At 70.7% G+C, this 21,368-nt stretch carries 18 protein-coding genes; 12 read left to right on the forward strand and 6 right to left on the reverse strand.

The genetic code is table 11. The features are described from left to right. Nucleotides 1-181: 181 nt before the first annotated feature. The 7 genes from ACFWYS_RS05310 to ACFWYS_RS05340 all read left to right on the forward strand — a co-directional run bounded on the left by ACFWYS_RS05310 (nt 182) and on the right by ACFWYS_RS05340 (nt 7,199). Nucleotides 182-1,393: a phosphoglycerate kinase gene (locus ACFWYS_RS05310; RefSeq protein ID WP_384763590.1), complete on the forward strand. Its 1,212-nt coding sequence runs from the start codon at nt 182-184 to the stop codon at nt 1,391-1,393. Between the two features lie 5 nt (nt 1,394-1,398). Next, the gene (tpiA, locus tag ACFWYS_RS05315; RefSeq protein ID WP_384763593.1) at nt 1,399-2,175 is read left to right on the forward strand and encodes a triose-phosphate isomerase; all 777 of its coding nucleotides are present in this window, start codon (nt 1,399-1,401) and stop codon (nt 2,173-2,175) included. A 102-nt stretch (nt 2,176-2,277) separates the two neighbouring features. Next, nucleotides 2,278-2,508, forward strand: coding sequence for a preprotein translocase subunit SecG (gene secG / locus ACFWYS_RS05320; protein ID WP_030951411.1), 231 nt, complete (start codon nt 2,278-2,280; stop codon nt 2,506-2,508). A 200-nt stretch (nt 2,509-2,708) separates the two neighbouring features. Beyond that, nucleotides 2,709-3,044 (forward strand): RNA polymerase-binding protein RbpA, encoded by a 336-nt coding sequence (locus ACFWYS_RS05325; RefSeq protein ID WP_003957010.1) that lies wholly within the window; start codon nt 2,709-2,711, stop codon nt 3,042-3,044. 144 nt (nt 3,045-3,188) lie between these two features. Further along, nucleotides 3,189-4,457: an MFS transporter gene (locus tag ACFWYS_RS05330; RefSeq protein ID WP_384763595.1), complete on the forward strand. Its 1,269-nt coding sequence runs from the start codon at nt 3,189-3,191 to the stop codon at nt 4,455-4,457. Between the two features lie 52 nt (nt 4,458-4,509). Then, a complete protein-coding gene (gene pgi / locus ACFWYS_RS05335; protein ID WP_384763598.1) occupies nt 4,510-6,165 on the forward strand; it encodes a glucose-6-phosphate isomerase in 1,656 nt (551 codons plus the stop codon). A 107-nt stretch (nt 6,166-6,272) separates the two neighbouring features. Next, nucleotides 6,273-7,199 (forward strand): hypothetical protein, encoded by a 927-nt coding sequence (locus tag ACFWYS_RS05340; protein WP_384763601.1) that lies wholly within the window; start codon nt 6,273-6,275, stop codon nt 7,197-7,199. 34 nt (nt 7,200-7,233) lie between these two features. On the opposite strand, the gene ACFWYS_RS05345 is transcribed toward ACFWYS_RS05340, so the two are convergent. The 3 genes from ACFWYS_RS05345 to ACFWYS_RS05355 form a co-directional block, all read right to left on the reverse strand. Beyond that, on the reverse strand, nt 7,234-9,516 hold the full coding sequence (locus ACFWYS_RS05345; protein ID WP_384763603.1) for an ABC transporter permease: 2,283 nt from the start codon (nt 9,514-9,516) through the stop codon (nt 7,234-7,236). A gap of 105 nt (nt 9,517-9,621) precedes the next feature. Beyond that, nucleotides 9,622-10,377 carry an ABC transporter ATP-binding protein gene (locus ACFWYS_RS05350; protein ID WP_384763606.1) on the reverse strand — a complete coding sequence of 252 codons (756 nt, stop codon included), beginning with the start codon at nt 10,375-10,377 and terminating at the stop codon, nt 9,622-9,624. Then, on the reverse strand, nt 10,374-10,889 hold the full coding sequence (locus ACFWYS_RS05355; protein WP_272117701.1) for a PadR family transcriptional regulator: 516 nt from the start codon (nt 10,887-10,889) through the stop codon (nt 10,374-10,376). Before ACFWYS_RS05355 ends, ACFWYS_RS05350 begins: the two co-directional genes overlap by 4 nt. A 126-nt stretch (nt 10,890-11,015) precedes the next feature. Here ACFWYS_RS05355 and ACFWYS_RS05360 point away from each other — a divergent pair, with 126 nt between their 5' ends. From ACFWYS_RS05360 to ACFWYS_RS05380, 5 genes are all read left to right on the forward strand, one after another. Next, nucleotides 11,016-12,296 (forward strand): ABC transporter substrate-binding protein, encoded by a 1,281-nt coding sequence (locus ACFWYS_RS05360; protein ID WP_384763610.1) that lies wholly within the window; start codon nt 11,016-11,018, stop codon nt 12,294-12,296. A 139-nt stretch (nt 12,297-12,435) separates the two neighbouring features. Continuing rightward, nucleotides 12,436-14,079 carry a glycoside hydrolase family 13 protein gene (locus ACFWYS_RS05365; protein ID WP_384763613.1) on the forward strand — a complete coding sequence of 548 codons (1,644 nt, stop codon included), beginning with the start codon at nt 12,436-12,438 and terminating at the stop codon, nt 14,077-14,079. Between the two features lie 88 nt (nt 14,080-14,167). Beyond that, nucleotides 14,168-15,499 (forward strand): ABC transporter substrate-binding protein, encoded by a 1,332-nt coding sequence (locus ACFWYS_RS05370; protein ID WP_384764115.1) that lies wholly within the window; start codon nt 14,168-14,170, stop codon nt 15,497-15,499. A gap of 6 nt (nt 15,500-15,505) precedes the next feature. Then, nucleotides 15,506-16,870: a carbohydrate ABC transporter permease gene (locus ACFWYS_RS05375; RefSeq protein ID WP_384763616.1), complete on the forward strand. Its 1,365-nt coding sequence runs from the start codon at nt 15,506-15,508 to the stop codon at nt 16,868-16,870. Between the two features lie 38 nt (nt 16,871-16,908). Beyond that, a complete protein-coding gene (locus ACFWYS_RS05380) occupies nt 16,909-17,748 on the forward strand; it encodes a carbohydrate ABC transporter permease (RefSeq protein ID WP_384764118.1) in 840 nt (279 codons plus the stop codon). An 83-nt stretch (nt 17,749-17,831) separates the two neighbouring features. Here ACFWYS_RS05380 and pgl read toward each other — a convergent pair whose 3' ends face one another. The 3 genes from pgl to zwf all read right to left on the reverse strand — a co-directional run. Next, the gene (pgl, locus tag ACFWYS_RS05385; RefSeq protein WP_384763619.1) at nt 17,832-18,614 is read right to left on the reverse strand and encodes a 6-phosphogluconolactonase; all 783 of its coding nucleotides are present in this window, start codon (nt 18,612-18,614) and stop codon (nt 17,832-17,834) included. Next, nucleotides 18,611-19,816 (reverse strand): glucose-6-phosphate dehydrogenase assembly protein OpcA, encoded by a 1,206-nt coding sequence (gene opcA, locus ACFWYS_RS05390; RefSeq protein ID WP_384763622.1) that lies wholly within the window; start codon nt 19,814-19,816, stop codon nt 18,611-18,613. The genes pgl and opcA overlap by 4 nt, the downstream gene beginning before the upstream one ends. Beyond that, nucleotides 19,813-21,368, reverse strand: a 1,556-nt coding sequence (gene zwf, locus ACFWYS_RS05395) for a glucose-6-phosphate dehydrogenase (RefSeq protein WP_384763625.1), incomplete at its 5' end; no start/stop codon positions are given. The genes opcA and zwf, both read right to left, overlap by 4 nt.

Genomic DNA, 21,368 nt, shown 5'->3' on the forward strand with positions numbered 1-21,368 from the left:
CAGGATCTTCGTCGCAAACCACCTCTGATATCCACACCACGCGAATCTTGTGCCCTCCGGGCTGGCGCGGCGCCGGGACGCGCCGCCCGCCCCCTGACGCGCGTGCAGAACAGACCTGTTGGATCACGAGCGCTTCCGAGCGATCAAGAGCGATCACGAGCCCTCCTCAGGAGTCCCCTTCATGAAGACGATCGACGAACTTCTCTCCGAAGGCGTCGCAGGCAAGCGGGTCTTCGTCCGCGCCGACCTGAACGTGCCGCTGGACGGCACCACGATCACCGACGACGGCCGCATCCGCGCCGTGCTGCCCACCGTCAAGGCCCTCGCCGAGGCGGGCGCCCGCGTGGTCGTCGCCTCCCACCTGGGCCGTCCCAAGGGCGCCCCGGACCCGGCTTTCTCCCTCGGGCCCGCCGCCGCCCGCCTCGGTGAACTCCTCGGCGCCGAAGTGGCGTTTGCGACCGACACGGTCGGCGAGTCCGCCACGGCCACGGTCGCCGGCCTCGCCGACGGCCAGGTCGCGGTCATCGAGAACCTCCGCTTCAACGCCGGCGAGACCAGCAAGGACGACGCCGAGCGCGGCGCCTTCGCCGACCGCCTCGCGGCCCTCGCCGACGTCTACGTCGGTGACGGCTTCGGTGCGGTCCACCGCAAGCACGCCTCGGTGTACGACCTCCCGGCCCGCCTGCCGCACTACGCCGGCCACCTCATCGCCACCGAGGTCGGCGTCCTGAAGAAGCTCACCGACGAGGTCGAGCGGCCCTACGTCGTCGCCCTCGGCGGCGCCAAGGTGTCCGACAAGCTCGCCGTCATCGACCAGCTGCTCGGCAAGGCCGACCGGCTGCTCATCGGCGGTGGCATGGCGTACACCTTCCTCAAGGCCAAGGGCTACGAGGTCGGTATCTCGCTCCTCCAGGCGGACCAGGTCCCGGCCGTCACCGAGTACATGGAGCGGGCCGAGAAGAACGGCGTCGAGATCGTCCTGCCGGTCGACGTCCTGGTCTCCACCGAGTTCCCGGACCTGAAGGCCAAGGCCCCGACCAACCCCACGACCGTCGCCGCGGACGCCATCCCCGCCGACCAGGAGGGCCTGGACATCGGTCCGGAGACCCGCAAGCTGTACGCCTCGAAGCTCGCCGACGCCGCCACCGTCTTCTGGAACGGCCCCATGGGCGTCTTCGAGCACCCCGACTACGCCGAGGGCACCAAGGCGGTCGCCCAGGCCCTCGTCGAGTCCAAGGGCTTCACCGTGGTCGGTGGTGGCGACTCCGCCGCGGCCGTCCGCACCCTGGGCTTCGACGAGACGGCATTCGGCCACATCTCGACCGGTGGCGGCGCCTCCCTCGAATACCTTGAGGGCAAGACGCTCCCCGGCCTCGCCGCACTGGAGGACTGACCTTAATGAGCACGCGCACGCCGCTGATGGCGGGCAACTGGAAGATGAACCTCAACCACCTTGAGGCCATCGCCCACGTCCAGAAGCTCGCCTTCGCCCTGGCCGACAAGGACTACGACGCCGTCGAGGTCGCCGTCCTGCCGCCCTTCACCGACCTGCGCTCCGTGCAGACCCTGGTCGACGGCGACAAGCTGAAGATCAAGTACGGCGCCCAGGACATCTCGGCCCACGACTCCGGTGCCTACACCGGCGAGATCTCCGGTTCGATGCTGGCCAAGCTGAAGTGCACCTACGTGGCGATCGGCCACTCCGAGCGCCGCCAGTACCACGCCGAGACCGACGAGATCGTCAACGCCAAGGTCAAGGCCGCCTACAAGCACGGTCTGACGCCGATCATGTGCGTCGGCGAGGAGCTGGAGGTCCGCGAGGCCGGCAACGCCGTCCCGCACACGCTCGCCCAGGTCGAGGGCGGTCTGAAGGGCCTCCCGGCCGAGCAGGCCGAGACCGTGGTGATCGCCTACGAGCCCGTCTGGGCCATCGGTACCGGCAAGGTCTGCGGCGCCGAGGACGCCCAGGAGGTCTGCGCCGCCATCCGCGGAAAGCTGGCCGAGCTGTACTCGCAGGACGTGGCCGACAAGATCCGCATCCAGTACGGCGGCTCCGTGAAGTCGGGCAACGTCGCCGAGATCATGGCGCAGGCCGACATCGACGGCGCCCTGGTCGGCGGTGCCTCACTGGACGCCGACGAGTTCGTCAAGATCGTACGCTTCCGCGACCAGTGAGTATGCGGTAGCGGCGATACGTCGTACCCTTGCGGGGGCACAGCCCTGAGGCTGTGCCCCTGTCGTCCATCCAGATCCGAGGAAGTTGGTCCAGCCGTGGTTATGGGGTTCTCGATCGCCCTGATCGTCTTCAGCGGGCTGCTGATGCTGCTGGTGCTGATGCACAAGGGCAAGGGCGGCGGCCTCTCCGACATGTTCGGTGGCGGCATGCAGTCGTCCGTCGGTGGCTCCTCGGTCGCCGAGCGCAACCTCGACCGGATCACCGTCGTGGTCGGTCTGCTGTGGTTCGCGTGCATTGTCGTACTCGGCATCATGATGAAGGTCAACAACTGACCGCACGCACAATCCATACGTAAGGCCCCATGTTCGGTACGCGCAGCTGAGCGCCGCCTATCATGGGGCTTGCGTCTTGGTGTAGGGGCTCTGTAACCACAATCACTGGACGCGCGTTGGGCCTTACGTAGACTGAGGCGCTCGCAGCGAAGCGAAACGCCGACTCGCTTTGCGGCACCATCACGCAGGGAGTTACGACCGTGGCAAGTGGCAACGCGATCCGAGGAAGCCGGGTCGGGGCGGGGCCGATGGGCGAGGCTGAGCGGGGCGAGTCCGCGCCCCGGCTGCGCATCTCCTTCTGGTGCTCCAACGGGCATGAGACGCAGCCCAGCTTCGCCAGCGACGCGCAGGTCCCCGACACCTGGGACTGCCCGCGCTGCGGCTTTCCCGCCGGGCAGGACCGGGACAACCCGCCGGACCCGCCGCGCACCGAGCCCTACAAGACGCACCTCGCGTATGTACGGGAACGACGCAGCGACGCAGACGGCGAGGCGATCCTCGCCGAGGCACTCGCCAAACTGCGGGGCGAGATCTAGGAATTGAGGACCGGCCGGGTGCCTGAGGGCGCCTGGCCGGACCTGTTTGACCCACGGCCCCGAGCCGCTCGCGGACCGGTTGTCAGTGGTGCCCTCTACGGTTTGTGTATCGATCTTCCACATCGAGGACCGTGAGGGGGAGTTGTGGCGACGGCTGAAGTGGCTGACCTGTGCGTGCCCGCGTGGCGCGGCGGATTCGGACGGCTGTGGAGCGCCGCCGTGCTCTCCAGCTTCGGCGACTCCCTGCGTACGGCGGCCCTGCCGCTCCTCGCCGTGACGCTGACGGACCGGCCGCTGCTGATCGCCACGGTCACCGCCTGCGGCTATCTGCCGTGGATCGTCTTCGGGCTGCTCGGCGGCGCCGTCGCCGACCGGGTGGACCAGCGGCGCGCGATGTGGACGGTGGACGCGTTACGCGGCCTGCTGGTCGCCGCGTTCGCGCTGCTCGTGGCCCTCGGGCACGCCTCGATCGGCCTGCTCATCGCACTGGCCTTCACTCTGACCGCGCTCCAGACCCTGTTCGACAACGCGTCCACCGCTCTGCTCCCCGCCCTGGTGGACCGTGCCGCCCTGGGCAGCGCGAACGCCCGGCTGATGACCGGGCAGCGCATCGCGGGCGGACTGGTCGGCGGGCCGGTGGTGCCGCTGCTGCTGGCGGCGGGCGCGGCCGTCCCCTTCGCCGCCGACGCCGCCACCTTTCTGATCGCGGCCGCGCTGGTGGCCTCGCTGCGCGTCGAGGCGCCCGAGCGGAAGCCGGCCGCGGCGGGCAGCACCCTGCGCCGGGAGATCGCGGAAGGCCTGCGCACCCTGTGGCACGACGGGCCCCTGCGGGGTCTGTGCGCCGCGACCGCCCTGTGCAACATCGGCATGGGCGCCCAGCTCGCCACCCTGGTCGTCCTGGTGACCGGGTGGCTGGACGCCGGCCCCGTGGGATACGCGGCGGCGGGTGCCGCGGTCACCGTCGGCGGCCTCGCCGGGGGAGTGGTGAACGGACGGATCGTGCGGCGCCTGGGCCGGATCCCGGCCGTGCTGCTCGCCGGTACGGTGCAGACCGCCGCCCTCGTCGTCATGGGCACCGTGCGCAGCCTGACCGTGCTGGTGGCGGCCCTGGCCGTCTTCGGGCTCATGGGCATGGTGTGGAACGTCAACACGACGACGCTCATGCAGCAGCGCAGCCCCGCCGAACTGCTGGGCCGGGTGGCCTCGGCCTTCCGGACGCTGTCCTTCGCCGGGGTGCCGCTGGGCGCCCTGCTCGGCGGTGCCGTCGCCACCGCCTGGGGTCTCAACACCCCGCCCCTGCTCACGGCCGCCTTCTTCGTACTGGCCCTCGCCGCGCTGATACCCGCGCGCAAGGCGGACGTATCTGTTGTTGCGCCGGACGACGACGCCACGACGCGTCACGCCATGCGCTGATCAATTAGGTTGGAACAGCTGGGACAGGCACGAAAGAAGGCTGAAGTCGGACATGAACGCAGACGGCCGTACCAGGCTCAACCGGACGCCCGAGTGGACCGCGCTGGCCAAGCACCGCGAGGAGCTGGGCGAGGTGCGGCTGCGGGAGCTGTTCGCCGCCGCCCCGGGCCGCGGCGCGGGGTACACACTGCAGGTGGGCGACCTGCACATCGACTACTCCAAGCACCTGGTCACCGACGAGACGCTGCGGCTGCTGCGCGAGCTGGCCGCCGCCACGGATGTGTTCGGGTTGCGGGACGCCATGTTCCGCGGCGAGAAGATCAACACCACCGAGAACCGGGCCGTGCTGCACACTGCGCTGCGGGCGCCGCGCGACGCGGTGATCGAGGTCGACGGGGAGAACGTCGTCCCCGGTGTGCACGCCGTCCTCGACAAGATGGCCGACTTCGCCGACCGGGTCCGCTCCGGCGCCTGGACCGGCCACACCGGCAAGCGCATCAGGAACGTCGTCAACGTCGGCATCGGCGGCTCCGACCTCGGCCCCGCGATGGCGTACGAGGTGCTGCGCAGCTTCACCGACCGCGATCTCACGGTCCGTTTCGTGTCGAACGTCGACGGCGCCGATCTGCACGAGGCCGTCCGCGACCTGGACGCGGCCGAGACGCTGTTCATCATCGCGTCCAAGACCTTCACCACCATCGAGACGATCACCAACGCCACGTCCGCGCGCAACTGGCTGCTGGGCGAGCTGAAGGCCGGACCGGAGGCCGTCGCGAAGCACTTCGTCGCCTTGTCGACGAACGCCGAGAAGGTCGCGGACTTCGGCATCGACACGGTCAACATGTTCGAGTTCTGGGACTGGGTCGGCGGGCGGTACTCGTACGACTCGGCGATCGGGCTGTCGCTGATGATCGCCATCGGGCCGGACCGTTTCCGGGAGATGCTCGACGGCTTCCGGATCGTCGACGAGCACTTCCGCACCGCGCCCGCGGAGGCCAACGTGCCGCTGCTGCTGGGCCTGTTGGGCATCTGGTACGGCAACTTCCACGACGCCCAGTCGCACGCGGTGCTGCCGTACAGCCACTACCTGTCCAAGTTCACGGCGTATCTGCAGCAGTTGGACATGGAGTCCAACGGCAAGTACGTCGGCCGGGACGGGCAGGAGGTCGACTGGCAGACCGGGCCGGTCGTGTGGGGCACGCCGGGCACCAACGGGCAGCACGCCTACTACCAGCTGCTCCACCAGGGCACCAAGCTGATCCCGGCGGACTTCATCGGCTTCGCCGAGCCGGTCGCCGAGCTGAGCGACGAACTGAAGGCACAGCACGACCTGCTGATGGCGAACTTCTTCGCACAGACGCAGGCGCTGGCGTTCGGCAAGACGCCTCAGGAGGTGCGGGCCGAGGGGGTGCCGGAGGAGCTGGTGGCCCACAAGACGTTCAAGGGCAACCGCCCGACGACCACGATCCTCGCGCGTGAGCTGACCCCGTCGGTGCTGGGCCAGTTGGTCGCGCTGTACGAGCACAAGGTGTTCGTGCAGGGCGCGGTGTGGAACATCGACTCCTTCGACCAGTGGGGCGTCGAGCTCGGCAAGGTCCTCGCCAAGCGGGTCGAGCCCGCGCTGACCGAGGGCGCGGACGTGCCTGGGCTGGACACGTCGACGAAGGCGCTCGTCACCAAGTACCGGGAGCTGCGCGGCCGGCAGTGAGCGTGGACGTCGGAAATCGCTGATGCGGAAAGCGGGCGGCATGTTGTCGTCCGCTTCCCGTAGACTCCCTCGGTGATCATGAGCACGATCACTCGGGGGAGTACAAGGTGACGTATCCACAAGGGAGTTGGACCGGCGGCACGCTGACCGCGCGGTCGTTCCTGAAGCCCCATCATGTGGCGCGGGCGATGTTCCATCCGACCTGGATCCCGGAGTCGCTTGATCCGTCGGTGGACGCCCTCAAACGGGTGCGGGTCATCGCCGGGGCGGTCGCGGCGTTCGGTGTCTACACCTTCGTCGAGGGCGGCTTCGCCTTCGACGAGATGATGGACAACGCGGCGACCGCCTGTGTGGTCCTGCTCTTCATCACACCGCTCACGGTGGGTGTGATGCTCTACCTCTGGCGGCGCTCCGGCGCCGGTACGGTGGCGCAGCTGCGGGAGCCGCTGGTCAGGTCGTTGAAGTTGCTGCTGCTGTTCATCGGCTCGGCGCTCGGGACGGTGCTGATCTTCCGGTTGGGGGGCGCCCTCGGGACCCTCGGGAACCTGCTGTTCAGCTTTGTGGGGCTGTGGATGGCCTTCTTCGTGATCGCCGGTGCCTACCGGATCTCGGGGAACTTCTTCGGCACGGCCGTCGTGCATCGCTGTCTGCCACCGCTGCTCGCCACGGTGACGACATGGCTGATGGCCATCCCCGACCTCATCACGGGTGATCTGCACGGCCTCGGCCTCGCCATGGGCTTCGTCTTCATCCTGGGTGCCCCCGTGACGGTGACGGCCATCGCCCTGCTGGAGATGGGCCGCCTCAAGAGCCGGTACGGCATCCGGCTGGCGGACCACCCGGCCGCCCTGCCGACGCCCACTCCGACGCCGCCCCCGCCGCCGTACGCACCGAACGGTTTCGTGCCACCGCAGGGCAACCCCTACGCACCGGGCCCGCAGAATCCGTACGCCCCACGGCCGCCGCACCCGCACAGCCCGCCGCCCCCGTACCACCCGCAGCAACCCCACGGCCCCGGCTCTTACGGCCGCTGACCTCGGCAAACCCTTCGTGTCCCGGGCCCGTCGGTCAGGCGACCGCGCTCAGGGTGTCCGCGAGTCGGCGGTGGGCCGCGCGGGAGGCGGGGACGGCGGCCAGGGCGGCCGCTCCGGTGACCGCGGCGGCGCCGAAGAGCAGCAGGAGTGGGACGGACGGGCCCTGGGCGATCCCGGCGCCGATGCCGCTCGATCTGCCCTGGGCGTCGATCAGCCAGTGCGCGAGGGGTGTGCCCAGGGCCGTGCCGACGACGACCGCGGCCAGGGCGGTGCAGGCGGTGGACGTGACGGTGATCGCGGTGATCTGCCGTGGGGAGAGGCCGATGGCCTTGAGGGCCAGCAGATCGCGCTCGCCCTCGCGCACCGTGCCGCCGATCGCGGTGAGCAGTTCGATCAGCCCGATGAGAGCCAGCACGGCGATCAGGCCCACGACGACTCCCCGCAGCGGCGAGAGCCCGTCGGCGGGGTTGGGCACGGCGTGGACGTCCAGCCGGCCCTGCCCCGCCTCGGCCAGCCGGTCGGCGACCTCGGCCGGGTCGGCGCCCGGACGGAGCCGTAGCTCGTAGAGGGTGGGGCCGAGGCCGGGGCCGTTCTCGCGCAGGGTGTCGAGGGAGGTGGAGATGACCCGGCCGGCGTTGTCCGGCTCGATGCTTCGGCCCACGATGTGCAGGATCTGCGGCTGGTCGCCGACGGTCACCCGGACCCAGTCGCCGACGGCCACGTCCAGCAGATCGAGCAGCCCCTGCCCGGCCACCGCCTCGTCGCGGCCCTGCGCGGGCCGGCCCTCGGCCAGCGCGTACGGGTAGGGGTCCTGGCCGGTGCCGAGGCCACGCAGGGCGATGGTCGCCGTCTGCCCCGGGACCAGCGCGGCCACCTCGACACCCGGGTAGGCGGCGGCGACCTGCGGATCGCGTTCCAGCAGGGCGCGGGCGTCCGGGTCGGTCAGGCCGGCGTCGGCACGGGCGGTCAGGGCGGTCGGCAGGCCGATGCGGTCGGGGCTGCTGTCGAAGCGGTCGATGGTGGTCCAGGCGCTCATCGCGACCACGATCAGCAGCAGCGGCAGCGCCAGCCGGGCGACCGTGGCCAGCGACCGGGGGCGGCGGGTGAACGCCCGGTGCCAGCCCAGCACCAGCGCGGGCGGCAGCCGTAGCCCGAGCGCTCCGCGCGCCACGCCGGTGAGCCGTCCGCCGAGCGGAGCCGCGGGCCGGGGCACCGGAACCGGCGGCACCCGTCCCGCCCGCCATGCCGCGAGCCAGGTGGTGGCGCCGATGAGCAGCACCGCGCCCACCGGCACCGTGAACAGCGCCACGGTGTGCCCGGGCAGCCCCTGCCACACGCCGACCGCGTCCCCGAGCCGCCCGGGGATGTGGTTGCCCAGGGCCTGGATGACGGAGGCCGCGGCCACGGCACCGAGCAGCGCGTAGGCGAGATGCTGGAGCAGGAAGACGCGGACCACCTGGCCCGGCGTGAACCCGATCGCCTTCAGCACCGAGATGTCCCGCAGATGGCCGCGGATCCGGGTGCCGATGGCCCCGTGCACGGCCAGCCCGGCGGCGACCAGCGCGCCCAGCCCGAACAGCCCCAGCACCTGCCCGAGCAGCCGGTTGTCGCCCTGTGCCTCGGCCCGGGCCTGCTTCCAGGTGGAGACCTCGCTGACCGCACCGGCGCCCAGCACGGTCACGGCGCGCTGGACGGCGTAGTCCGTGTCCTCGGGGTCGGTCAGGCGGAGGCCGATGACCTGGCCGCCCGGGTTGCGTACGGCGGACGGCGGCGCCCAGACGAGGCCCGGCTGCTCGCCCGGCCGGTAGCGCGGCTCGGCGTTGTCGGCGATGCCGACGACGGTCAGGGTGCGGCCGGTGCCGGGCAGGGTGAGGGTGTCGCCGGGGGCGGCGAGGAGGGCGCGGGCCAGGCGGGTCTCCAGGACCACGCCGTCGGGGTTCGCCGGGTCCAGCCAGTGGCCGGAGGTCAGGAGCGGGCGGCCGACGGCGGGCCGCTCGGGGGTGCCGCGCAGTTCGACGGAGGCACGGGTGCCCCGGGAGGCCAGGGTCGTGGCGGAGGTGGGGTAGGGGCCCGCGACGGACTGGACGCCATCGAGGTCGGCCAGCTTGCCGGTGTCGGCCGAGGAACCGGTGTGCAGCCAGACGTGCGCGCCGTGCGCCTGGGTGAAGACGCGCTGCCAGGGGTTCGTGGCGTAACCGAAGAGTGCCGTGGCCAGCAGCAGCGAGACGACGATCCCGGCCGTGGCCAGCACGAGGAACAGCGCCTCGCCGCGGTGCGTACGCAGATCGGAGTGGGCCCAGCGCAGGGTGGCTCGCATGGGCGTCAGCCTCGCCGCTCGCGACCGGGAGACCGGCGCCGGGGGGAGCGACCGCATCGGGGGGAGCGACCGCGCCGGGCACAGGGATCGTCGTAGCGCCGCATGTCAGTCCTTCAGCTCCAGGACGCCCGATATCCCCGACCGGCGCGGTGGGGTGGTGCCGCCGTCCAGTTCGGCGTCGTCGGCGATACGGCCGTCGAAGAAGCTGATCACCCGGTCCGCGGCGCTGGCCAGCCGGGCGTCATGCGTGACCAGCACGATCGTCTGGCCGCGCTGGTGGAAGCGGGACAGCAGCCGCATCACCTCGCGGGTGCCCTTGCTGTCCAGGCTGCCCGCGGGCTCGTCGGCCAGCAGCAGCGGCGGGCGGTTGACCAGGGCCCGGGCCAGCGCGACGCGCTGCTGCTCGCCGCCGGACAGTTCGCCCGGCATGCTCCGCTCCTTGCCCGCGAGGCCCAGCTCGGTCAGCAGCTCGCTCCGCTCGGCGCGGGCCCGCTTCGGCGGGACGCCGGCCAGCAGGGCGGGCAGCTCGACATTGTCGGCGACGGACAGATCCGAGACCAGGTTGAAGAACTGGAAGACGATCCCGATGCGCTTTCTGCGCTCCACCGCCCAGCGGGCCTCGTTCCAGGCGTCGGCGCACTCGCCGTCCAGCCAGATGCTGCCGCTGTCGGGGCGCTGCAATCCACCGAGCAGATGCAGCAAGGTCGACTTACCGGCACCGGACGGCCCGGTGACGGCCACGAACTCGCCCTGCCGGACGGAAAGATCCACGCCCCGCACGGCATGCGCCGGAGCCCCCTCGCCGTGATGCGTCTTGACCAGACCCTCGGCGCGCAGCCCAGGAGTGGAATCGTCGCTCACTCCAACTCCTCCAGCTCTTCCTGGCACCGCTCCAGCCAGTCCAGGTCGGCCTGCAGATGCAGCATCGCGCCCTCTATCAGCAGGTGGGCGATGCGGTTGTCCCGGTTCTCGGCGGCGGCCAGCTTCGACAGTTGACGCATGGTGTTCAAGTACTGGCGCCGCTGCTTGTTGATGAGGGCGACCTGGTCGGCGAGGCCGGTCTGCGGGGCGAGAGCCAGTTTCATGAAGAACTCGTCCCGCACCCGAGGCTCGTCCTCGGTGTCCTCGAACCAGGCGCGCAGCGCCTCACGCCCGGCGTCGGTGAGGTGGTAGACCTTCTTGTTGGGCCGGCTCGACTGCTCGACGTCCTCGCCCTCGATCAGCCCCGATTTCTCCAGGCGGCCGAGGGTGACATAGATCTGGCCCACGTTCGGCTGAGGGTACGCGGAGCCCAGCATCTGCTCAAGGTCCTGCTTCAGCTCGTAGCCGTGCGCCGAGCCACGCGCCAGCAGGGCCAGGAGGGGCAGCCGCACTCGTGCTCTCCTCCCGCATCCCGAGTTAGTGTGCCGCAGGCCCTAGTATCGCCCATACCTAACAGGTATACATGGCCTCTGACCCCGGACGAAGAAGTTCGGTGCCAGGTGTACAGGGAGGAACCTATGCGGTGGATCCATGCCGCGGGTAGGGGCCTTCTTGTTCTGGTCGTGGTCATGACCGGCTATATCGCCTCCGGCGTCCACGCGGACGAGGGCACGGGAAGCGGCCGAGGGCCGCTGACCCTCGCCACCGCCGGAGACCTCACCGGTTATCTCGGCCCCCTCCTGGAGGGCTGGAACCGCACCCACCCGGACGAGAAGGTCACTCTCGTCGAGCTGCCGGACTCCGCCGACGAGACCCGCGCGCAGATGATCACCGATCTGCGCGGCGGCGACGACGACGGCGGCGGTGGCCGTTTCGACCTGCTCAACATCGACGTCAGCTGGACCTCGGAGTTCGCGGCGCACGGCTGGATCCGCCCGCTGCCACGCGACCGCTTCCCGCTCGGCAGCTTCCTGCAGCCGGTCGTGGACACGGCAACCTACGACGGACAGCTCTACGCGGTCCCGTACGTCACCAACGCAGGCCTGCTCCTCTACCGCAAGGACATCCTCGCCAAGGAGGGCGTCGACCCGCCGCGCACCTGGGCCGAGCTGGAGCAACAGGCGAAGACCATCGCCCCGAAGTACGGTCTCGACGGCTACGCGGGCCAGTTCCTGCCCTACGAGGGCCTCACCGTCAACGCGGCCGAGGCCGTCTACTCGGCGGGCGGCTCGATCCTCGGCGACGAGGGCGAGCGGGTCACCGTCGACTCGACGGCCGCCCGCGAGGGCATCGACTTCCTCTCCCGGGGCGTACGCGAGGGCTGGATCCCGAAACGGGCGCTCGCGTACAAGGAGGAGGAGTCCAAGCAGGCCTTCCAGGACGGACGCCTGCTCTTCCTGCGCAATTGGCCGTACGCCTATGTCGCCGCGTCGGCCAAGGGCTCGCCGGTCGCCGGGAAGGTCGGCGCCGTACCGCTGCCGGGGCCGGGCGGACCAGGGATGAGCGTCCTCGGCGGCTCCAACCTCGCCGTCGGCACACACGCCCGGCATCCCGACTCGGCCGCCCGGCTGATCGCGTACCTGACCAGTGAGCGCGTCCAGCGCCAGGTCCTGACGCGGGGCGCGCTGCCGCCCGTGCGGGCCGATGTGTACAAAGATCCCGAGCTGGTGCGGGAGTTCCCGTATCTGCCGACCCTGCGCGAGAGCGTGCTCAGGGCCGCGCCGCGCCCCAAGAGCCCGCGTTACGACCAGGTGAGCCTGGTGGTGCAGGCGGTGGTGCGCGATGCGATGAGCGGGCGGGAGACGCCCGAGGCGGCGGTGCGCCGGCTGGCGCGGGAGCTCGACGCCGTCGCGCGCTGACTAGTTACCTGTTAGGTAACGGCAGCATCTCATCCCTATGAATTCTGTCCCGTTATGCCCGAGTTCGGTAGGTCAACTGCTCGGTAGCTTACGGCCAATTCATTGACACCCTCCTGACACGCCTACTTAACATGCATGCATGCTGAGTAAGTACCACTGGTGGCGTGACGCGGTGATCTACCAGGTCTACGTCCGCAGCTTCCTCGACAGCACCGGCGATGGTGTCGGTGACCTCGCGGGGGTCCGGGCGGGGCTGCCCTATCTCAAGAAGCTCGGGGTCGACGGGATCTGGCTTAGCCCGTTCTATCCCTCGCCGCAGCACGACCACGGCTACGACGTCGCCGACTACTGCGGCGTCGACCCGCTCTTCGGTGACCTCGCCGAGTTCGACCTGCTGGTCACGGCGGCCCGGGGGCTGGGGATCAAGGTGCTGCTCGACATCGTCCCCAACCACTGCTCCAGCGAGCACCCGTGGTTCGAGGAGGCGCTGACGGCCGAGCCCGGCAGCGCGGCCCGCTCCCGCTTCCACTTCGCCGACGGCCGTGGCGCCGACGGCGAGGAGCCGCCCAACAACTGGCACGCGATGTTCGGCGGCCCGGCGTGGAGCCGGGTGACCGAGGCGGACGGGCAGGCCGGCCAGTGGTACCTGCACATGTTCACGCCCGAGCAGCCGGACTGGAACTGGCGCAACCCGGAGGTCGGCGCCGAGTTCGACCGGGTGCTGCGGTTCTGGCTCGACCGGGGTGTCGACGGCTTCCGTATCGACGTCGCCGCCGGCCTCTACAAGCACCCGGAGCTGCCCGACTCCGACGACCCGGAGGCCGACGCGCGCACCCGCGACTCGGTCAACCCGCTCGCCTGGAACCAGCCCGAGGTGCACAAGGTGTGGCGCGGCTGGCGCTCCATATGCGAGGAGTACACCGCCCGCGACGGCCGTGAGCGCCTCCTGGTCGGCGAGGTGTCCGTCCCGACCGCACGCGAGCACGCCCTGTACGTCCGCTCCGACGAACTCCACCAGGCGTTCTTCTTCGACCTGCTCAGCGCCCCCTGGGAGGCCGACGCCTTCCGCAAGGTCATCTCCGAGGCCATGGAGGACATAGCCGGCACGGGCTCGACGGTCACCTGGGTCCTCAACAACCACGACCAGGTCCGCACCGTCACCCGCTACGGCGAACCCGCCGTCGACGGCAGCGGCCTCGGCGCCGCACGCGCCCGCGCCGCCGCGCTGCTGATGCTGGCGCTGCCCGGAGCGGCGTACATCTACCAGGGCGAGGAGCTGGGCCTGCCCGAGGTCGTCGACCTGCCCGACGACGTGCTCACCGACCCGATCTTCCGCCGCACCGGAAGCCGGGCCCGGATCCGCGACGGCTGCCGGGTGCCGCTGCCCTGGTCGGGACAGGCGTCCCCGTTCGGCTTCACCTCCGGCGTGGAGAGCGCCAAGCCGTGGCTGCCGCAGCCGGAGTACTTCGCCGAGTACGCCACCGACCGCGCCCTCGCCGACACCCGCTCCTTCTGGCACCTGTACCGCGACGGCCTCCAACTGCGTGCCGGGCTGCCCCAGTTGGGCGAGGGCACGCTGCGCTGGCTGGACAGCCCGCCCGGCGTCCTGGCCTTCGGCCGCGGCGACGGCCTGGTCTGTGCCGTCAACTTCGGTACGGCCCCCACGTCCGCGCCGGTCTCCGGCACCCCGCTGCTGGCCAGCGGCCCCTGCCCGGCCGGCGTCCTGCCCGGCTCCACGGCCGCCTGGTGGATGAGCGACGGGACCGAGTCGCCGGCCCCCTGAATCCCCCCCCGTTCGAAAGCCCTCTGACCCCCCGTTCGAAAAGGCCTGCTCCACCGTCAGTTCTCCCATCCCCGAAGGGACATCGATGATGATGCGACGACGTACCACCCTGCTCACCGGCTGCACCTCCCTCGTCCTCGCGCTCGGCGCGACCGCCTGTGGCGGTGGCCCCGTCTCCGCGGGCGGCGGCGACAAGGCGCTCGGCGGCCAGACGGTCACCGTGGCCGGTGTCTGGTCCGGCACCGAGCAGAAGAACTTCCAGAAGGTGCTGGACGCGTTCACCGAGAAGACCGGCGCCAAGACCCAGTTCGTGTCCACCGGGGACAACGTCTCCACCGTCGTCGGCAGCAAGATCGAGGGCGGCAACGCCCCCGACGTGGTGATGGTCCCGCAGGTCGGCGTGCTCCAGCAGTTCGCCAAGAGCGGCTGGCTGAAGCCGCTGTCCGGTGCCGCCCAGAAGTCCGTGGACGCCAACTTCGCCCCCGTGTGGAAGGACTACGGCAGCGTCGACGGCAGCCTGTACGGCCTCTACTTCAAGGCCGCCCACAAGTCGACCGTCTGGTACAGCCCCGACGCCCTCGCCCAGGCGGGCGTCGAGCCGCCGAAGTCGTACGACGCCATGCTGAAGGCCGGACAGACGGTCTCCGACTCGGGCCTCGCCGCCTTCTCGGTCGCCGGGCAGGACGGCTGGACGCTCACCGACTGGTTCGAGAACGTCTACCTCTCCCAGGCCGGACCCGAGAAGTACGACGCCCTCGCCGCGCACAAGCTGAAGTGGACCGACGCGTCCGTCGTCGAGGCGCTCACCACCCTCGGCAAGCTGTTCAAGGACAAGCAGCTGATCGCGGGCGGCCAGAAGGGCGCCCTCAACACGGACTTCCCGGGCTCGGTCGAGAAGGTGTTCGGGCCGAAGCCCGAGGCGGGCATGGTCTACGAGGGCGACTTCGTCGCGGGCGTCGCCAAGGACCAGTTCGGCAGGAAGATCGGCGAGGACGCGAACTTCTTCCCGTTCCCGGCGGTCGGCGGCGGCAAGGAGCCGGTGGTCAGCGGTGGTGACGCGGCCGTCGTCCTGAAGGACGGCAAGAACCAGAAGGCCGGCATGGCACTCCTGGAGTACCTGGCGACGCCGGAGGCCGCCGCGGTGTGGGCCGAGGCCGGCGGCTTCCTGTCCCCGAACAAGAACGTCGACCTCGCGTCGTACGGCGACGACGTCACCCGCGCGACCGCCAAGTCCCTCGTCTCCGCGGGCGATTCGGTTCGCTTCGACATGTCCGACCAGGCCCCGGCGGCGTTCGGCGGCACCAAGGGCGCGGGCGAGTGGAAGCTCCTGCAGGACTTCCTGCGCGACCCGTCGGACCCGAAGGGGACCGCGGCGAAGCTGGAGGCCGCGGCGGCCAAGGCGTACCAGGACCAGGGCTGACCCGATATGACCGCCACTCTCGTGAATGAGGCGAGCCGGGGGGCCGCCGTGAGCCCGGGCAGGGAACGTGCCCGGCGCTCGCGGCGGCGCGCCCGGATCATCGCCCTGCTCTTCGTCTTTCCCGCGCTGCTCCTGCTGGGCGCGCTGGTCGTCTATCCCGTGCTGTTCTCCGTCGGGCGCAGCTTCTTCGACGCCTCCGGCACCCGCTTCGTGGGCGGCGAGAACTACACCGAGATGTTCCGCGACCCGGCCACCCTCAAGGCCATCCGCAACACCACGATCTGGGTCGTCGTGGCCCCGGCCCTGCTCACCGGCCTCGGTCTGATCCTGGCCGTGCTGGTGGAGAAGGTCCGCTGGGCGACCGCCTTCAAGCTGCTGCTGTTCATGCCGATGGCGGTGTCCTTCCTCGCGGCCGGCATCATCTTCCGGCTCGCGTACGACGAGGACCCCGACAAGGGCGTGCTGAACGCCGCCGTCGTCTCCGTGCACGACGCCTTCCAGGGCACGTCGACGTATCCGACGGCCCGGGCCCGTGACGGGCAGGGGCTGACCAAGGCGGCCGACGGCTCGTACCGGGCGACCGCGAGCGCGTCGCCGGGCGAGGCGCTGACGCTGGGCCTGGTCGGTGTGCTGCCGGACGACCTGCCCGGCGGCGCCGAGCCGGCCTACCAGGCGGCGGGGCGCAAGGCGGGCCCCGACGAGCTGCGCGGCGTCGTGTACCTCGACTTCACTCCCGGCGGGGGAGGGGCGCAGGGCAAGGTCGACCGGAGGGAGAGCGGGCTGCCGGAGATGACGGTCGAGGCGGTGCGGGCCGGGAAGACGGTGGCCACGGCGACCACCGCGGCCGACGGCTCCTTCCGCTTCGAGGGGCTGGACGAGGGCTCGTACACGGTGAAGCTGCCGGCGTCGAACTTCGCCGCCCCCTACGAGGGCATCTCCTGGCTCGGGCCCACGCTCGTGACGCCCGCGATCATCGGGGCGTACCTGTGGATCTGGGCGGGCTTCGCGATGGTCCTGATCGGCGCGGGCCTCTCGGCCCTGCCGCGGGACGCGCTGGAGGCGGCGCGGATGGACGGTGCGAACGAGTGGCAGATCTTCCGGCGGATCACGGTGCCGCTGCTGGCGCCGGTGCTGACGGTCGTGTTCGTCACCCTCGTCATCAACGTGATGAAGGTCTTCGACCTCGTCTACATCATCGCGCCCGGGCCGGTGCAGGAGGACGCGACCGTGCTCGCGACGCAGATGTGGCTGGTGTCCTTCGGCGGCGGCAACAACCAGGGGCTGGGCAGCGCGCTGGGCGTCCTGCTTCTGCTGCTGGTCATCCCCGCCATGGTCTTCAACGTCCGTCGTTTCCGAGGGAGTCAGCGATGAACGGGACGATGAACAAGGGGACGATGAACAGCGGGGCGATGAACGCGGTCCGGCGCGGACTGGGCAGCAGCCTGGTCCAGGCGTTCCTGGTGGTGGTCGGGCTGGTGTGGATGACACCGCTGGCCGGACTGTTCCTCTCCTCGCTGCGGTCCGCCGAGGACACCGCGAAGGGCGGCTGGTGGACGGTGCTCGCCAGTCCGGGCCAGCTGTCCTTCGACAACTACTCGCAGCTGCTGGGCAACTCCGGGATCACCCAGGCCTTCTGGAACACCGTGCTGATCTCGGTGCCGGCGACCACGCTGGTGGTGGTCATCGCGGCACTCGCCGGGTACGCCTTCGCCTGGCTGGACTTCCCCGGCCGCGAGGCGATCTTCCTGGTCGTGGTGGCACTGCTGGTGGTGCCCGTACAGATCGGCCTGCTCCCGGTCGCCAAACTCTTCGGCCAGCTGGGGCTGTTCGGCACCATCCCCGGCGTCGTCCTCTTCCATGTGGCGTACGGGCTGCCGTTCGCGGTGTTCCTGCTGCGCAACTACTTCGCCGAGATGCCGAAGGAGATGCTGGAGGCGGCGCGGATGGACGGCGGCACCGAGTGGCGGATCTTCACCCGGCTGGTGCTTCCGGTCGGGCGGCCGGCGATCGCCTCGCTCGCCATCTTCCAGTTCCTGTGGGTGTGGAACGACATGCTGGTGGCGCTGCTGTTCGCCGACAGCGCGTCCCAGCCGCTGACCGTTGAACTCCAGTCACAGATACGGCAGTTCGGCAGCAACATCGATGTGCTGGCACCCGGCGCGTTCGTGTCCCTGGTGGTGCCGGTCGTGGTGTTCTTCGCGTTCCAGCGGCACTTCGTGCAGGGCGTGATGGCCGGCTCGGTGAAGTAGCGCGGGCAAGCAGTAGCGCGGCGGCAGGCAGCGCATGTGCTTCGGGGCCCCGCTTCACAGTGAAGCGGGGCCCCGAAGGACGTTCACGCGGATGCCGGCGGATACAGGGAACGCGGCAGCTGGGACGCCGCCGCCGAGTCCAGCAACCACAGGGTCCTGGAACGCCCGTACGCACCGGCCGCGGGCGCCTGGATCTCGCCCGCGCCCGAGAGGGCGATCGCCGCGGCCTGCGCCTTGTCCTCGCCCGCCGCCAGCAGCCACACCTCACGCGCCGCCCGGATCGCGGGGAGGGTGAGGGTGATGCGGGTCGGGGGCGGCTTCGGGGCGCCGTGGACGCCGACGACCGTGCGCTCCGTCTCCCGTACCGCGGGGAGTTCCGGGAACAGGGAGGCGACGTGGGTGTCGGGGCCCACGCCCAGCATCAGGACGTCGAAGGTGGGGACCGCGCCGTGGTTCTCGGGGCCCGCCGCCCTGGCCAGTTCCTCCGCGTACGCGGCGGCCGCGGCCTCCACGTCCGTGCCGAACGGGCCGTCCGACGCCGGCATGGCGTGCACCCGCTTGGGGTCCAGCGGCACCGTGTCCAGCAGGGCCGCGCGGGCCTGCGTGACATTGCGGTCGGGGTCGCCCTCGGGGAGGAAACGCTCGTCGCCCCACCACAGGTCCAGCCGGCCCCAGTCGATCGCGTCCCGCGCGGGGGCCGCCGACAGCGCGGCCAGCAGGCCGTTGCCGTTGCGACCGCCCGTGAGGACCACGGACGCCGAGCCCCGGGAGGCCTGCGCGTCCACGATCTTCGTGATCAGCCGGGCCGCCGCGGCCTGCGCCATCAGCTCCTTGTCGTGATGCACGACGAGCTGTGGAGTACTCACTTCGCCGCCGCCTTCTTCAACGGTTCCTGCGTCGCCGCTTCCTGCGCATCGGCTTCGCCGGAAGACTCGGACGCTGCTCCTTTGGCCGGAGGGCCCGCAGAGGCGTCTTCGGATCCTTTGGCCGAAGAGTCCGCATGAGCCACTTCGGACTCCTCGGTCGGCGACTCCTCCGCCTTCGCCACGGCGGCCTCCGCCAGCGCCACGGCCTGCACCGCCTTGGCCACGGCGGCCTCCGCGGCCTCCGCGGCGTGCGCGCCCCGCAACGCGGGGTTCGGCACCGAGTTCAGCCGCTCCACGCCGAACCGCAGCGCCGAGGCGTAGGTGTCGTCCGGGTCGAGCCGCCGCAGTTCCTCCGCGATCAGCTCGGCCGTCTCCCGCCGCTTCAGCGCCACCGCACGGTCCGGCTGGCCCTGGATGGAGAGGGTCGCCAGGGTGCCGTCCGCCCGGTCGAGCACGATCGGGCCGCAGTCGGTGTCCATCCGGACCGACGTCAGACCGGGGCCCGACGACAGCGACCGCTTCACAGGGACGTCCAGCCGGTCCGCGAGCCACATCGCCAGCAGCTCACAGCTCGGGTTGAACTCCTCGCCCTCCACCTCGACGGCCTGCACATCGCAGACCACCTGGTCCAGAGCCGCCGCCAGCATCGAGCGCCACGGTGTGATCCGGGTCCAGGACAGGTCGGTGTCGCCCGGCGTGTAGGTGTCGGCGCGGGCCGTCAGCTCCCGCACCGGCTGCTCCGAGGCGTATGTGTCGGTCACCCGGCGCTGGGCCAGCGCGCCCAGCGGGTCCTTCGCCGGGTCGAGCGGCGCGTTCACCGGCCACCAGACCACCACCGGGGCGTCCGGCAGCAGCAGCGGAAGGACGACGGACTGGGCGTGGTCGGACACCTCGCCGTACAGGCGCAGGACGACCGTCTCCCCGCTGCCCGCGTCCGCGCCCACCCGCACCTCGGCGTCCAGCCGGGACTTCGTGCGGTCGCGGGGCGAGCGGGAGACGCGCTTGATGACCAGCAGGGTGCGCGAGGGGTGCTCGTGCGAGGCGTCGTTCGCGGCCCTGAGCGCGTCGTACGCGTTCTCCTCGTCCGTCACGATGACCAGCGTGAGCACCATGCCGACGGCCGGCGTGCCGATCGCCCGGCGGCCCTGCACCAGCGCTTTGTTGATCTTGCTGGCGGTGGTGTCCGTGAGGTCTATCTTCATGGCCGGCGCCAGCTCCGTCCGTCTCGCTCCAGCATGTCGTCCGCCTCGACGGGACCCCAGGTACCGGACGGGTACTGGGCGGGCCTGCCGTGCGTGTCCCAGTACTCCTCGATCGGGTCGAGGATCTTCCAGGACAGCTCGACCTCCTCGGTGCGCGGGAAGAGGTTGGAGTCGCCGAGCAGGACGTCCAGGATCAGCCGCTCGTACGCCTCGGGCGATGACTCCGTGAACGACTCGCCGTAGGCGAAGTCCATGGACACGTCCCGGATCTCCATCGAGGTGCCGGGCACCTTCGAACCGAAGCGGACCGTGACGCCCTCGTCGGGCTGGACGCGGATCACGATCGCGTTCTGGCCCAGCTCCTCGGTGGCCGTCGTGTCGAACGGGGAGTGCGGCGCCCGCTGGAAGACCACCGCGATCTCGGTGACCCGGCGGCCGAGCCGCTTGCCGGTGCGCAGATAGAAGGGGACACCCGCCCAGCGGCGGTTGTCGATCCCCAGCTTGATCGCGGCGTAGGTGTCGGTCTTCGACTTGGCGTCGGTGCCCTCCTCCTGGAGGTACCCGACCGCCTTCTCGCCGCCCTGCCAGCCGGCCGCGTACTGCGCGAACACCGTGTCGCGGCCCAGGTCCTTGGGGAGCCTGACCGCCCCGAGCACCTTGGTCTTCTCCGCCGCCAGCGCGTCCGCGTCGAAGGAGGCGGGCTCCTCCATGGCCGTCAGGGCCAGCAGCTGCAGGAGGTGGTTCTGGATGACGTCACGGGCGGCGCCGATGCCGTCGTAGTAGCCGGCCCGGCCGCCGATGCCGATGTCCTCGGCCATCGTGATCTGCACATGGTCCACGAAGGACCGGTTCCAGATCGGCTCGAACATCGTGTTGGCGAACCGCAGCGCCAGGATGTTCTGGACGGTCTCCTTGCCCAGGTAGTGGTCGATCCGGAAGACCTGGTCCGGGGCGAAGACCTCGTGGACGACCTTGTTGAGCTCCTCGGCCGACTTCAGGTCGTGACCGAAGGGCTTCTCGATGACCGCGCGGCGCCAGGAGCCGGACGTCTGGTCGGCGAGGCCGTGCTTCTTCAGCTGCTGGATGACCACCGGGAAGGAGCGCGGCGGCACCGACAGGTAGAAGGCGAAGTTGCCGCCCGTGCCCTGGGCCTTGTCCAGCTCCTCGATGGTGGCGCGCAGCCGCTCGAAGGCATCGTCGTCGTCGAAGGTGCCCTGCACGAAGCGCATGCCCTGGATGAGCTGCTGCCAGACCTCCTCGCGGAAGGGGGTGCGGGCGTGCTCCTTGACCGCGTCGTGGACCTCCTGGGCGAAGTCCTCGTGGGCCCACTCGCGACGGGCGAAGCCGACCAGCGAGAAGCCCGGCGGCAGCAGACCCCGGTTGGCGAGGTCGTACACCGCGGGCATCAGCTTTTTACGTGACAAATCGCCCGTAACGCCGAAGATCACCAGGCCCGACGGCCCCCCGCTTCGCGGGTGCCGTAGGGCCGCGGGGGGAACAAGAGGGGTAGCGGTAGTGTGGGGGTGTGGGGGGGAGGGTTGATCCCGGCGGG

The organism is Streptomyces sp. NPDC059010 (assembly GCF_042740355.1).
GTDB lineage: Bacteria > Actinomycetota > Actinomycetes > Streptomycetales > Streptomycetaceae > Streptomyces.

Excerpts from the sequence above, each read along its gene's own strand:
- secG (WP_030951411.1), top strand. The coding sequence starts at position 2,278 with ATGGGGTTCTCGATCGCCCTGATCGTCTTCAGCGGGCTGCTGATGCTG.
- ACFWYS_RS05365 (WP_384763613.1), top strand. The coding sequence starts at position 12,436 with ATGCTGAGTAAGTACCACTGGTGGCGTGACGCGGTGATCTACCAGGTC.
- pgi (WP_384763598.1), top strand. The coding sequence starts at position 4,510 with ATGAACGCAGACGGCCGTACCAGGCTCAACCGGACGCCCGAGTGGACC.
- ACFWYS_RS05370 (WP_384764115.1), top strand. The coding sequence starts at position 14,168 with ATGATGCGACGACGTACCACCCTGCTCACCGGCTGCACCTCCCTCGTC.
- ACFWYS_RS05380 (WP_384764118.1), top strand. The coding sequence starts at position 16,909 with ATGAACGCGGTCCGGCGCGGACTGGGCAGCAGCCTGGTCCAGGCGTTC.
- opcA (WP_384763622.1), bottom strand. The coding sequence starts at position 19,816 with ATGAAGATAGACCTCACGGACACCACCGCCAGCAAGATCAACAAAGCG.
- ACFWYS_RS05345 (WP_384763603.1), bottom strand. The coding sequence starts at position 9,516 with ATGCGAGCCACCCTGCGCTGGGCCCACTCCGATCTGCGTACGCACCGC.
- ACFWYS_RS05360 (WP_384763610.1), top strand. The coding sequence starts at position 11,016 with ATGCGGTGGATCCATGCCGCGGGTAGGGGCCTTCTTGTTCTGGTCGTG.
- tpiA (WP_384763593.1), top strand. The coding sequence starts at position 1,399 with ATGAGCACGCGCACGCCGCTGATGGCGGGCAACTGGAAGATGAACCTC.
- ACFWYS_RS05310 (WP_384763590.1), top strand. The coding sequence starts at position 182 with ATGAAGACGATCGACGAACTTCTCTCCGAAGGCGTCGCAGGCAAGCGG.
- ACFWYS_RS05375 (WP_384763616.1), top strand. The coding sequence starts at position 15,506 with ATGACCGCCACTCTCGTGAATGAGGCGAGCCGGGGGGCCGCCGTGAGC.